The sequence below is a fragment of the Streptomyces sp. NPDC043996 genome (assembly GCF_056435225.1).
This window is the reverse complement of sequence record NZ_JBWKEY010000009.1, coordinates 206313-218990: the sequence shown is the minus strand read 5'-3', so window position 1 is coordinate 218990 and position 12678 is coordinate 206313. Positions and strand designations below refer to the sequence as shown.

10 protein-coding genes are annotated in these 12678 nt (G+C 73.3%); 8 read left to right on the top strand and 2 right to left on the bottom strand.

The annotated features are described in order from the left end of the window. Positions 1 to 6: 6 nt before the first annotated feature. Entirely contained in the window at positions 7 to 456 is a 450-nt protein-coding gene (locus tag AC07A4_RS24220) for a hypothetical protein (protein WP_478602100.1), read from the bottom strand. 1 nt (position 457) lies between these two features. Beyond that, positions 458 to 817, bottom strand: a complete 360-nt coding sequence (locus AC07A4_RS24215) for a hypothetical protein (protein WP_478602098.1) — start codon at positions 815 to 817, stop codon at positions 458 to 460. 91 nt (positions 818 to 908) lie between these two features. On the opposite strand from AC07A4_RS24215, the gene AC07A4_RS24210 reads away from it, so the two are divergent. From AC07A4_RS24210 to cobT, 8 genes are all read left to right on the top strand, one after another. Beyond that, positions 909 to 1556 (top strand): HAD-IA family hydrolase, encoded by a 648-nt coding sequence (locus AC07A4_RS24210; RefSeq protein WP_478602096.1) that lies wholly within the window; start codon positions 909 to 911, stop codon positions 1554 to 1556. Between the two features lie 399 nt (positions 1557 to 1955). Beyond that, positions 1956 to 3008 (top strand): methionine ABC transporter ATP-binding protein, encoded by a 1053-nt coding sequence (locus tag AC07A4_RS24205; RefSeq protein WP_478602094.1) that lies wholly within the window; start codon positions 1956 to 1958, stop codon positions 3006 to 3008. Further along, entirely contained in the window at positions 3005 to 3787 is a 783-nt protein-coding gene (locus AC07A4_RS24200) for a methionine ABC transporter permease (protein WP_478602092.1), read from the top strand. The genes AC07A4_RS24205 and AC07A4_RS24200 overlap by 4 nt, the downstream gene beginning before the upstream one ends. Positions 3788 to 3911: 124 nt before the next feature. Then, positions 3912 to 4745, top strand: coding sequence for a MetQ/NlpA family ABC transporter substrate-binding protein (locus AC07A4_RS24195; RefSeq protein ID WP_478602090.1), 834 nt, complete (start codon positions 3912 to 3914; stop codon positions 4743 to 4745). A 1-nt stretch (position 4746) separates the two neighbouring features. Beyond that, positions 4747 to 5574 (top strand): MetQ/NlpA family ABC transporter substrate-binding protein, encoded by an 828-nt coding sequence (locus AC07A4_RS24190; protein ID WP_478602088.1) that lies wholly within the window; start codon positions 4747 to 4749, stop codon positions 5572 to 5574. Between the two features lie 173 nt (positions 5575 to 5747). After that, positions 5748 to 6395 carry a GNAT family N-acetyltransferase gene (locus AC07A4_RS24185; protein WP_478602086.1) on the top strand — a complete coding sequence of 216 codons (648 nt, stop codon included), beginning with the start codon at positions 5748 to 5750 and terminating at the stop codon, positions 6393 to 6395. Between the two features lie 127 nt (positions 6396 to 6522). Next, positions 6523 to 7734, top strand: a complete 1212-nt coding sequence (gene cbiE / locus AC07A4_RS24180) for a precorrin-6y C5,15-methyltransferase (decarboxylating) subunit CbiE (RefSeq protein WP_478602084.1) — start codon at positions 6523 to 6525, stop codon at positions 7732 to 7734. 311 nt (positions 7735 to 8045) lie between these two features. Then, positions 8046 to 12509, top strand: a complete 4464-nt coding sequence (gene cobT, locus AC07A4_RS24175; protein WP_478602082.1) for a nicotinate-nucleotide--dimethylbenzimidazole phosphoribosyltransferase — start codon at positions 8046 to 8048, stop codon at positions 12507 to 12509. Positions 12510 to 12678 lie beyond the last annotated feature (169 nt).

The following is a 12678-nucleotide window of genomic DNA, read 5'->3' as shown; positions in this document are numbered from 1 at the left end:
GAGCGCTTAGGCAGCCGTGGCCGCGCGGGACCTGCGCAGCCAGTACAGGGCGGTCAGCGGCAGCAGCACCGGGATGAACAGATAGCCCATGCCGAAGTCCGACCACACCGTGGCGTCCGGGAACGCGGACGGCTCCGCGAGGGTCCAGGCCCCGACTCCGAGCACGCCGACCAGCTCGGCGGCGCAGCACACCAGCGCCGCCCTGCGGGCCCTCTCGCCGCCGCGCACGAGCGAGTACGTGATGAAGCCGTAGACCACCCCGGCGAGCGCCGACAGGGTGTAGGCGAGCGGGGCCTTGTCGAAGTCGGTGGAGATCTGCACCGCCGAGCGGGACACGGCGCCGACCACCATCACGCCGTACAGCCAGACCAGCAGGATGCCGGGGCCGGTGATGAGCTTCTGGCGCTTCGGCCGCTGGCGCTCGGGCGCGGTGCCGGGTTCGTCGGTCACGGTCACCTCAGCCTCCCCAGATGTCGTACAGGCGCACTTCGAGCACGGCGAGGACCACGGCGCCCGCCGCGACGGTCGCCGAGCCCCAGCGGGTGCGCTCGGCGAGCGACATGAAGCCCGCCGCGGGAACGCAGGCGAAGGACCCGATCAGATACGCCACGAAGATCGTCGTGCCCTGTTCGGGGTGCTCCCCGCGGGCCAGCTGCACGATGCCGACGACCAGCTGGACCAGGGCGAGGAGGGTGACCACGCCCATGCCGATGAAGTGCCAGTCCTTCGTCGGCTGGTCCCGGTAGGCGGCGAAGCCGCACCAGGCCGCGAGCGCGAGCGCGGCCACGGAGGTCGCGACGGTCAGGGCAACAAGCATGCGGAGACCCTATTACGGGCCAAAGGTCCCGATGCGCTCGGCCCCGGGGCCCCGGGCGCGGCCGGGGGCGGCGCACGTATCGTCGATCAGCATGAAGATCCAGGCTGACGCGCTCCTGTTCGACAACGACGGCACCCTCATCTCCTCGATGGAGTCGGTCACGCGGTGCTGGACGCGCTGGGCGGGCGAGTACGGGATCACCGCCGAGGACTTCGCGCGCGTCGAGCTGCACGGCCGCCCCGCCGCCGAGATCGTCGCCGACCTGCTGCCCGCCGAGGTCGTCGCTCAGGCCGTGGCCCGCATCGAGGAGCTTGAGGTCTCGGACGTCGTAGGCGGGGTGGTGGCGCTGCCCGGCACCCGTGAACTGCTCGCCTCGCTGCCGCCCGAGCGCTGGGCGGTGGTCACCTCCGCCACCCGGCGCCTGGCCGAGGCCCGGCTCGCGGAGGCGGGCATCCGCCCCAAGACGCTGATCGCCGCCGACGACATCACCCGCGGCAAGCCCGACCCGGAGCCCTTCCTGCTCGCCGCGCGGACGCTCGGCGTCGACCCCGCGCGCTGCGTGGTCTTCGAGGACGCCCCCGCGGGCCTGGCGGCGGGCCGGGCCGCGGGCATGACCACCGTGGCGTTGACCACAACGCACCCCGCAGCCGAGCTGTCCGCCGATGTGCTCGTGCGGGACCTCTCGGAGGTGTCCGCGCAGGCCACGGCCGGTGGGGTGGAGATCGCCACCCGCGTCTGAAGGGGCCAGGGAGGCGCCGCCGACCGTCCGCCTGATGGGCTTCGGCTGTCCGCTATTCGGACAGTGGTGGCGGTGCGGCGCCGCCCGCGTGTTTTACTGTCCGCATGACCACGACGAGCAGCCGCACCCTTGCGACCGAGGCGATGACGACGCCCGGTGCTCGTTGTATGTGTCGAATGTGCGCCTTCTGAGGGCCCCTGTTCCACTGAGCCTCGCGCCCCGAAGCGAAGCCGCCGTGCCCCGCGCCCCCGCGTCGCCGCCGACCCGGGAGTAGCGAGCCCGCCCCGCGCACACGTCCTCCGGTTCTTCCGACATCGCGAGAGCCGTGCCGCGTTCCGAACGAATGCCCCGTGCCCCGGCGACACCACGCGCCGCGCACTCGACAGTGACGGAAACCCAGTGATCACCACTTCCGGCCTGACCAAGGTCTACCGCTCACGCGGTCGTGAAGTAACCGCCCTCGACGGAGTCGACCTCCATGTGCGCGAAGGCGAGGTGTACGGCGTCATCGGCCAGTCCGGCGCCGGCAAGTCCTCGCTCATCCGCTGCGTCAACCTCCTGGAGCGACCCACCTCCGGCACCGTCACCGTGGCGGGCCAGGACCTCACCGCACTCGCGGGCCGCGGCCCGCGCGCGGGCAAGGAACTGCGCGCCGCCCGCAGCCGCATCGGCATGGTCTTCCAGCACTTCAACCTGCTGTCCTCGCGCACCGTGCAGGCCAACGTCGAGCTGCCGCTCGAAATCCTCGGCCTGTCCGGCAAGGAGCGCTCCCGCAAGGCGCTCGAACTCCTCGACCTGGTCGGCCTCGCCGACAAGGCCAAGGCCTACCCGGCGCAGCTGTCCGGCGGCCAGAAGCAGCGCGTCGGCATCGCCCGCGCCCTGGCGGGCGAGCCGAAGGTGCTGCTCTCCGACGAGGCCACCAGCGCCCTGGACCCGGAGACCACCCGCTCCATCCTCCAGCTCCTGCGCGACCTCAACAAGCAGCTCGGCCTGACCGTCCTGCTCATCACGCACGAGATGGACGTCGTCAAGACCGTCTGCGACTCCGCCGCCCTGATGGAGCGCGGCCAGATCGTGGAGTCCGGCACCGTCAGCGAACTCCTGGCCACCCCCGGCTCGCAGCTCGCCGCCGCGCTGTTCCCGCTCAGCGGCGAGGTCTCCGGCGACCGGCGCACCGTCGTGGACGTCACCTTCCACGGCGAGGCCGCGACCCAGCCGGTCATCTCCCAGCTGTCGCGCACGTACAACATCGACATCTCGATCCTCGGCGCCGCGATGGACACCGTCGGCGGCAAGCAGGTCGGCCGCATGCGCATCGAACTGCCCGGTGGCTTCGAGGAGAACGTCGTCCCCATCGGCTTCCTGCGCGAGCAGGGCCTCCAGGTCGACATCGCCGGGCACGAGGCGCCCGCGCCGCAGGACTCCGCGCTGGTGAAGGAAGGTGCCAAGTGACCTGGGACGAGATGCGGCCCCTGCTGGAGCAGGCCTGTTGGGACACCCTCTACATGGTCGGCTGGTCGGCGCTCATCGCCGTCGCCGCCGGACTGCCGCTCGGCCTGCTCCTGGTCCTCACCGACCGCGGCGGGCTGCTGCAGAACACGCTCGTGAACAAGGTGCTCGGCCAGATCGTCAACATCGGCCGGTCGATGCCCTTCATCATCCTCATGGTCGCCCTGATGGGCTTCACGCGCTCCATCGTCGGCACCACCATCGGCCGTGACGCCGCGATCGTGCCGCTCGCGATCAGCGCCATCCCGTTCTTCGCGCGCCTGGTCGAGACGGCCGTGCGCGAGGTCGACCACGGCCTGGTCGAGGCCGTGCAGTCGATGGGCGGCAACACCTGGACGATCGTCCGCAAGGTCCTGGTGCCCGAGTCGCTGCCGTCGCTGATCTCCAGCGCCACCACGACCGTCGTCGCCCTCATCGGCTACTCGGCGATCACCGGCACCGTCGGCGCGGGCGGCCTCGGCGACCTCGCGGTCCGCTACGGCTACCAGCGCTTCGAGACCGAACTGATGTGGATCACCGTCGGCATCCTCGCCGTGGTCATCTCGGTCATCCAGTTCGTCGGCGACTACGCGGCCCGCAGGCTGCACCGGCGCGGCAGTCACTCCGGCGCCGCGCCCAAGCTGCGGCTGCTGCGCGGCATGACCCCGGGCACCGCGACCGCCGAACCGCTGAAGACGGCCGAGCTCGTCGCCGCGGAGCAGGAGCCCGCGAAGGTTTCCTGAGCCCGGCCCCGGCCGGGAGCGGGACCCGGGGGAGCACCCCCGGACACCGAACTTCCGAGTTCACCCAGCGCCACCCCGCGGCAGGGCCGCGGGTGTGCACCACCCATGGAGAAAGGCACTTTTCGTGCGTAACACCACCAAGATCACCGCTGCTGTCCTGACCGCCGGAGCCCTCACCCTCGGGCTCACCGCCTGCGGCTCGGACAAGAACTCCGCGGGCGACAAGGACGGACCGCTCGTCGTCGCCGCGACCCCCACCCCGCAGGGCCAGATCCTCGACTTCGTCCAGAAGAAGCTGGCGAAGAAGGCGGGCCTGGAGCTCGAGGTCAAGGAGTTCACCGACTACGTCACGCCGAACACGGCGACGCAGCAGGGCGAGGTCTTCGCCAACTACTTCCAGCACAAGCCGTACCTGGACGACTTCAACAAGAAGAACAAGACGGACATCGTCCCCGTCCCGAACGGCACGGTGCACCTGGAGCCGCTGGGCGTCTACTCGAAGAAGATCAAGAAGCTCGCCGACCTGGAGAAGGGCGCGACGGTCGCCGTCCCCAACGACACCACCAACGAGGCGCGCGCCCTGAAGCTCCTCGCGGACAACGGCGTCATCAAGCTCAAGGAAGGCGTCGGCTTCGAGGCCACCCCCAAGGACATCGCGTCCAACCCCAAGGGCCTGAAGTTCAAGGAGCTGGAGGCCGCGACCCTGCCGCGCACCATCAAGGACGTCGACGCCGCGGTCATCAACGGCAACTACGCCCTGGAGGCCGACCTCAGCCCCGCCAAGGACGCCCTCGTCGCCGAGAAGGCCGCGGGCAACCCGTACGGCAACTTCCTCGCCGTGAAGAAGGGCAACGAGAACGACCCGCGCGTGAAGAAGCTCGCCAAGCTCCTCACCTCGCCCGAGGTCAAGAAGTTCATCGACGAGAAGTACGACGGCTCCATCGTCGCGGCCTTCTGACATGCGGACGCCGGGCACAGCCGTGGCGGCCGGGGCCCTGGCCCTGGCGCTCGGCCTGACCGCCTGCGGCTCGGGCTCCGGCTCCGACGGCGACAAGCTCGTCGTCGGGGCCACCCCGACCCCGGCCGGTGAGGTCCTGGAGTACATCCAGAAGAACCTGGCGGACAAGGAGGGACTCGACCTCCAGATCCGCGAGTTCACCGACTACGTCGCGCCGAACACCGCCCTCCAGGAGGGCTCCCTCGACGCCAACCTCTACCAGCACACCCCGTACCTCGAGGACTTCAACAAGTCCAAGAAGACGGACCTGGTGCCGGTCACCGAGGTCTACCTGCCGCCGATGGGCGTGTACGCGGACAGCGGCAAGCACCTCAAGGACGTCAGCCAGCTGCGTTCCGGAGCCACCGTCGCCGTCCCGAACGACACCACCAACGAGGGCCGGGCGCTCCAGCTGCTCGCCTCCAAGGGCGTGATCGAGCTCAAGAAGGGCGCGGGCGCGAACGCCACCCCCGAGGACATCGCGGCCAACCCCAAGAAGCTCACCATCAAGCCCCTGGAGCCCGCGCAGCTGCCGCGCTCCCTGCAAGACGTCGACGCGGCCGTCATCAACAACAACTTCGCGCTCGACGCGGGCCTGAGCCCCAAGAAGGACGCCGTCCTCCTGGAGTCGGTGAAGGACAACCCGTACAACAACGTCCTCGCCGTGAAGAAGGGCCACGAGGACGACCCCAACGTCAAGAAGCTCGCCAAGCTCCTGACGTCGCCCGAGGTGAAGAAGTTCATCGAGGACGAGTACAAGGGATCGGTGCTGCCCGTCGCGGCGGGCTGACCGGCGCCGAAGCCCTGGCCACACCACGGGGTCCCGTCCGCGACGCGGGCGGGACCCCGTGGTGTGACTTCCGGTCAGCATGCTGCATGCTGAACACTTCAGCAGGCCTGAAGGTCCTTGAGGGCCATGGAGAATCACGGAGCGACAGGCCCATGAAGGTTACGGAGCGGCGCATGACCACAGCCTCCTCAGGCTCCTCGGAGTTCCCCGACATCTCCCTCAGCACGGAGCGCCTTGTGCTGCGCCCTTTCGAGGAAGCGGACGTCCCCGCGTACGCGGAGATGATGAACGACGAGCTCGTCACCGCCTGGACCGCCGTGCCCCAGCCCTACACCGAGGCCGACGCCCGTACCTGGATCACCGCACGCGCGCCCGCCGAGCGGACCGCGGGCCACGGCCTCTGCCTGGCCGTCACCGAGTTCCTCACCCAGCGCCTCGTGGGCGCCGTCCAGCTGCGCCGCACCGACTGGCGGGTGCGCTCCAGCGAGCTCTCCTACGTGACCGCGCCCTGGGCCCGCGGCGAGGGCTACGCCTCGGAGGCCGCCCTCGCCACCGCCCAGTGGCTGTTCCACGACCAGAAGTTCGAGCGCATCGAGCTGCGCACCGCCGCCGACAACACCGCCGCCCAGCAGGTCGCCCAGAAGATCGGCTGCATCAGCGAGGGAGTGCTGCGCGGCGCGTGGATAGCACGTGTCAGAAACGGCGGCGACCCGCTCGGCGGCTGGCTCGACCTCCGCACGGACCTCATCGTCTGGAGCCTCCTGCCGGAGGACCTCGAAGGCGTCACGGACCAGCTGACGACGTTCTCCGACTGGAACTGACCCGGGCCCACAGGGGCGGGATCGGGGACCACCCGGCGGGCCGCCACCAGGTACGCTCCCACCGGGCCGCACCCACAGGACCCACCCGACGACCCGCGACCCACGACACCCCAGGAGACAGACGACGATGGCCGACCGGGTCACGGTGATCGGCTGGGACGGCTCGCCGCTGACCACCGCGGCACGCTCGGCCCTGAGCGCCGCCACCCTCGTGGCGGGCGCCGCGCACCACCTGGCTCTTCCTGAGGTTCCCCCGGCCGCCGAACGCGTCCGCCTCGGCAGCGTCGCCCTCGCCGCCCGCCGCATCGCCGCCCACCGCGGCACCGCCGTCGTCCTCGCCGACGGCGACCCCGGCTACTTCGGCGTCGTCCGCACCCTGCGCGCCCCGGAGTTCGGCCTTGAGGTCGAGGTCGTCCCCGCCGTCTCCTCCGTCGCCCAGGCCTTCGCCCGCGCCGGGATGCCCTGGGACGACACCCAGGTCGTCGTCGCCCACCCGCGCACCCTGCGCCGGGCCGTCAACGTCTGCCGCGCGCACGGCAAGGTCGCCGTGCTCACCTCGCCCGGCGCCGGTCCCGCCGAACTCGGGCTGCTCCTGGAGGGCGTCCACCGCACCTTCGTGATCTGCGAGGAACTCGGCACCGAGCGGGAGCGGGTCAGCGTCGTCACCTCGGACAAGGCCGCCGACCACACCTGGCGCGACCCGAACGTCGTCATCGTCATCGGCGGCTCGGCCACCCACGACAGCGGCTGGATCTCCGGCCGCGCCCCCGGCACGGAGCCCCGCGGCTGGGCCCTGCCCGCCGCCGCGTACGGCGGTGAGCACGAACTCGGCGAGGGCGAGACCGACCGCATCCGCGCCGCCCAACTCGCCCGCCTCGGCCCCCGCGTGGGCGACCTGGTCTGGGACATCGGCTGCGGCAGCGGCGCCTTCGCCGCGGAGGCGGCGCGGTTCGGCGCCGCCGTCATCGCCGTCGACCGCGACCCGGACGCCTGCGCTCGCGCCACGGCGGCCGCCCGCCGCTTCGGCGTACAGGCGCACATCGTGCGCGGCACCGCGCCGCACATCCTGGAGAGCCTGCCCGAGCCGGACGTCGTCCGCGTCGGGGGCGGGGGCGCCGCCGTCGTGTCCGCCGTCGCCGACCGGCGCCCGGAGCGCATCGTCACGCACGCCGCGACCCGCGACGCCGCCGAACTCCTCGGCAGGAACCTGTCGGAGCACGGCTACGCCGTCGAGTGCGCCCTGCTGCAGTCCGTCGAACTCGACACCCGCGCCTGGACAGAGCGGAAGCGGACCGTCGTCTTCCTGGTCGCGGGGCTGTTGCTCGACCGCAGCGCGTGACCCTGCCGCCCCTGTCATCGCGCCGTGCGCGGTAGGCTGGCCGATCGTTGTACCGCACCCGGATGCCCGGCGATTCCTTGGTCAAGGTCCGGAAAGCCCGCCCGTTTTGGGGGGTGTGTGTGGTACGGCGGACCGCTGGACGCGCGACGTGGCGCAGTCCACAGCGGACCGTGGCCGATCACGCTGCCGCGGCGGCGGAGCAACCGCGACAATGCCTTGTGGTCCGTACGCGGCGCGTGCCGCGCGGCACCCGCGCTCGTTGCGGATGACGGGCGGTCACAGAAGGACTAACCAATGGGCGAGGGGTACGCATGACCGACACCGGCCAGATCCCGGGCGAGGGACTGCCGGAGAGCGCAGGCATGGTGGAGCAGTCGGGCGTCCCCGCGCCGGACCCCTACACCTTCCTCGATCCCTCCGAGCATCCCGCCGAGGACGACGACCTGCTGCTGATGCCGGGTGCCCAGGGCGCGTGGAGCGAGGCGCAGGCCGCGCAGCCGGGCACCGGCCAGCCGGTCGCGGCTCCGGGCCCGTTCCCGGCCGGACCCCAGGGGGCCCCGCAGCAGGGCGGCGCGCCGGGTGTGCCCGCGCAGCCGGGCGTCGTGGGCGCGCGGTTCGCGCAGCCGCAGGCGGCCCAGGCGGTCTACGCCCAGGCACTCCCCGCGGACCAGGCGCTGGCCGCGCACGCGGGCCCGAACGGTCCGACTGGCCCGGCCGGTCCGACTGGCCTGACCGGTCCGACGGGCCCGACCGGCCCTGACGGCCAGGTGTCGCAGGCCGCCCCGATGGCCCCCGCGGCCGTCGGCCTGCCGGGCACCGGCCAGCCGGGCGCCGGTCAGCCCGCGGCCGCCGAGCCCTTCGCCGCCGTCGGCCCGGAGCAGGTCGCCCACCAGCCCGGACCGCATGAGACCGCGGGCCGCGACAGCGGTTCCATGGACCTGAACGGCGTGCCGCTGGCCGCGGGCCCCGCCCACCACACCCCCGCCTCGCACCACGGCCCCGCCCGCCGCCCGCTGCACCGCGGCCCCGCCGCGCCCGCCGTCCCGGACGGCGCCGCGAGCCCCGTCCGGTCCCTGTCCGACCGGGGCCCCGCGGGCGGCCCCCCGCACGCCGTGCCGGTGCGCAAGGCGGGCCCGCCCACCAGCGGCCCCGAGTACCTGGACGTCCCGCGCGAGGACACCGGCGCGCTGCCGGGCCCGCAGCTGGGTGAGATCCCGCCGCAGGGCGCGTCGCCCTGGTCCGCGCCGCCCCAGAGCGCGACGGGCGTACCGGCGCAGATTCCTCAGGGGACACCTGCAGAAACGGTCGTCCCAGAGGTGTCGGTGGCCCCGGAGGGCTCAGGTGCCCCAGAGGTGCCGGTGGCCTCGGAAGCATCGGCGGCCCCGGAAGCATCAGTGGTGGCGGAAGCATCGCTGGTAGCGGATGTCGCTGAGGCCTCGGTGCCCACGGGGGGCACCGAAACCTCGGCCGCACCGGAGGTTCCGGTGGCCCCGGTGGCGCCTCTGGCCCCTGAGTCCGCGGTGTCCCCAGTGGTCCCGGTTTCCCCAGTGGTCCCAGTAGCCCCAGTGGTCTCGGTTCCGCCGATGGCCCCCGAGCCCCTGATGGCCCCCGAGTCTCTGGCGACCCCAGTGACCCCGGCGGTCCCGGTGGCCCAGGCAGTCCCGGAAGCCCCAGTTGCCACGGGCATCGCGGACGCCACAGGCGTCGTAGGCAACGCAGGCAACGCAGACAACGCAGACAACCCCGAGAACGCAGGCATCGCCAGCAACGCAGGCATTGCCGGCAACGCAAGCGACGCAGTCAACGCAAGCGACGCAGCCAACGCAAGCAACGCAAGCAACGCAGAAAACACAGACGCCCCCCCGGCCCCGGAAGCCGCATCGCACCCCCTCCCGCCGTCCGACGCGCCCGTCGCCCCCGGAGGACCTGAGGCATTGGGCGCACCCGGCGAGGCCAGCGCGCCCGCCGGGGCGCAGGAAGTGCCTTCGGCGCACATCGTCGACCCGGCGCAGCCGTCGGGCGCGGAGTCCGCCGCGGCTGCCTCCGATGCCCCGGACGCTGTCGCCGCCGCCGACCCGGCGCTCCCGCACGCCCCCGAGCCGGGCGCTCCCGAGGCGCACGCCCCCGAGCCGGGCGCCGCCGAAGCCGTGCCGGGTGCCGAGTTGCCGACCGGCGCGGAGGGCACGGCCGGCGCCGAGGGCCCGACGGCGGACGCCCCGACCGCGGACGGCGTCCCGGCGCCCGCGCCCGGTCCCGCCGCCGTTCCCGCCTCCGGGGACGCCTTCACCCCGGAGGCCGGGGGAGCGCCGTTCGCCGACGAGCCCCCGCTGGCCCCCGCGGCCGGTAAGGCCGAGGCCGCCGCGGTCATGCCGCAGGCCCCCGACGGCGCCCAGCCGTGGCCCGGCGCGCAGGGGCCGCAGCTGCCCCCGGAGGTCCAGACGCCCGTACCCCTCGGCCAGTTCGTGCCGGTCGAGGGCTCGGTGCCGACCACCCCGCACCTGGCGCCGACGCCGCCGCGACCGCTCTCCGTACCCCCGGAGTTCGCCGTTCCCGCCAAGGCGGAGGACCCGGCGGGCCAGCGGCCCGGCGACCAGGCACCGGCGGCCGAGTTCCCGGACGCGGGTTCCGCCGACCCGGGCGAGCAGCCCGCGGTCACCGTGCCCGCACCCCGCGACGGCGACTGGCCCGAGGCCGCGCCCGCCGTCACCGATCCACCCGCACCCGTCGCCGTGACGGACGGCCCGACGCCGTCCGCCCCCGGGACGACCGACCCCAACGAGCCGATGCAAGCACCTCACCCGGCCGAGCCGACCGACCCCGCGCACCCCTCCGACGAGACCGCGCACCCCCTCCCGCCGACGGCCCCAGGCCTCGCCGCCCCCACCGGCGCCGAGGAACCGCCCGCCGAGGCGACCGGCCACCCCGAGCCGCTGCCGCCCACCGCGGCCACGCAGGGCGAGGACGCCGAGGCGGCCGAGGCTGATCTCGCCGAACCCCTCGCGGCCGACGCCGCGGCGCCGGTCGAGCCCGTGACCCCCCTCGACCCGCCCGCGCCGGGCTACGCGGACGCCGAGCGCGAGGCCGTCCTGCGCGTCATGCGCGAGCGCCGCGACATCCGCAACGGCTTCCGCTCCGACCCGATCCCGCACGAGGTGCTCCTGCGCGTCCTGGAGGCGGCCCACACGGCGCCGTCGGTGGGCCACTCCCAGCCCTGGGACTTCGTGGTCATCCGCTCCGCGGAGACCCGCCGCACCATGCACGAACTGGCCCAGCGCCAGCGGGAGGCGTACGCGAAGTCGCTGCCCAAGGGCCGCGCGAAACAGTTCAAGGAACTGAAGATCGAGGCCATCCTCGACACCCCGGTGAACATCGTCGTCACCGCCGACCCCACGCGCGGCGGCCGCCACACCCTCGGCCGCCACACGCAGCCGCAGATGGCCCCGTATTCCTCGGCGCTCGCCGTCGAGAACCTGTGGCTCGCGGCCCGCGCCGAGGGCCTCGGCGTCGGCTGGGTCAGCTTCTTCGACGAGCGCGAGATGGTCCGCGCGCTCGGCCTGCCCGAGCACCTCGAAGTCGTCGCCTACCTGTGCGTCGGGTACGTCGACGAGTTCCCGGACGAGCCCGAGCTGATGCAGGCGGGCTGGTCCAAGCGCCGCCCGCTGTCCTGGGTCGTCCACGAGGAGACGTACGGCCGTCGCGCGCTGCCCGGCGAGGACCCGCACGACCTGCTCGCCGAGACCGTCGGCAACATCCGCCCGCTGGACGCCAAGGCGCTCGGCGAGGCCTGGGACCGGCAGAAGCGCATGACGAAGCCCGCGGGGGCGCTCGGCATGCTGGAGATCATCTCCGCGCAGCTTTCCGGCCTGTCCCGGGTGTGCCCGCCGCCGATCCCGGAGCCCGCGGCCGTCGCGATCTTCGCCGGGGACCACGGCGTGCACGCCCAGGGCGTCACGGCCTGGCCCCAGGAGGTGACGGCCCAGATGGTCGCGAACTTCCTCGGCGGCGGCGCCGTCTGCAACGCCTTCGCCACCCAGGTGGGCGCCGAGGTCTGCGTCATCGACGTCGGCGTCGCCGGTGAACTGCCCGCGACCCCGGGCCTGCTGCCGCGCAAGATCCGTGCCGGTACGGCCGACATGACCACCGGACCCGCCCTCACCCGCGAGGAGGTCAAGGCCGCCATCGAGGTCGGCATCGAGACCGCGCGCGACCTGGTGGCGGCGGGCAACAAGGCCCTCCTGACCGGTGAGATGGGCATCGCCAACACCACCGCATCCGCCGCGCTGATCTCCGTGTACACGGACACCGACGCCGCCGAGGTCACCGGCCGCGGCACCGGCATCAACGACGAGATGCACGCCCGCAAGGTCGAGGTCGTACGCCGCGCCCTCGAACTGCACCAGCCGGACCCGGCCGACCCCATCGGCGTCCTCGCCGCGATCGGCGGCCTGGAACACGCGGCCATGGTCGGCCTGCTCCTCGGCGGCGCGTCCCTGCGCACCCCCGTCATCCTGGACGGCGTCAGCGCGGGCGCTGCCGCCCTGGTGGCCCGCGCCATCGCCCCCGAGGTCCTCGCGGCCTGCATCGCGGGCCACCGCAGCGCGGAGCCGGGCCACGTGGCGGCCCTGAACAAGCTGGGCCTGCGCCCGCTGGTCGACCTCGACCTGCGCCTCGGCGAGGGCACCGGCGCCCTCCTGGCCCTGCCGGTGGTGCAGAGCGCGGCGCGGGCGATGCACGAGGTGGCTACCTTCGACTCCGCAGGCGTAACAGAGAAGTAGACCCCTTCAAGCCCGTCCGGCGTTTGAGGACGAGCGCGAAGCGCGACAAACGGGGGTCCAGGGGGCGGAGCCCTTCCCGCGGCGGAGCCGCAAAGTGTCGCAGCCGGGAAGGGGTGGGCTTGGGGAGCCCCCGGCAGGGCCCACCCCACCCACTCCGCCCCCACCCCCG

What these genes read in the sequence shown, in the direction of transcription:
- AC07A4_RS24215 (WP_478602098.1), bottom strand. Translation starts at nt 817, where the DNA reads ATGCTTGTTGCCCTGACCGTCGCGACCTCCGTGGCCGCGCTCGCGCTC.
- AC07A4_RS24210 (WP_478602096.1), top strand. Translation starts at nt 909, where the DNA reads ATGAAGATCCAGGCTGACGCGCTCCTGTTCGACAACGACGGCACCCTC.
- AC07A4_RS24190 (WP_478602088.1), top strand. Translation starts at nt 4,747, where the DNA reads ATGCGGACGCCGGGCACAGCCGTGGCGGCCGGGGCCCTGGCCCTGGCG.
- AC07A4_RS24185 (WP_478602086.1), top strand. Translation starts at nt 5,748, where the DNA reads ATGACCACAGCCTCCTCAGGCTCCTCGGAGTTCCCCGACATCTCCCTC.
- cbiE (WP_478602084.1), top strand. Translation starts at nt 6,523, where the DNA reads ATGGCCGACCGGGTCACGGTGATCGGCTGGGACGGCTCGCCGCTGACC.
- cobT (WP_478602082.1), top strand. Translation starts at nt 8,046, where the DNA reads ATGACCGACACCGGCCAGATCCCGGGCGAGGGACTGCCGGAGAGCGCA.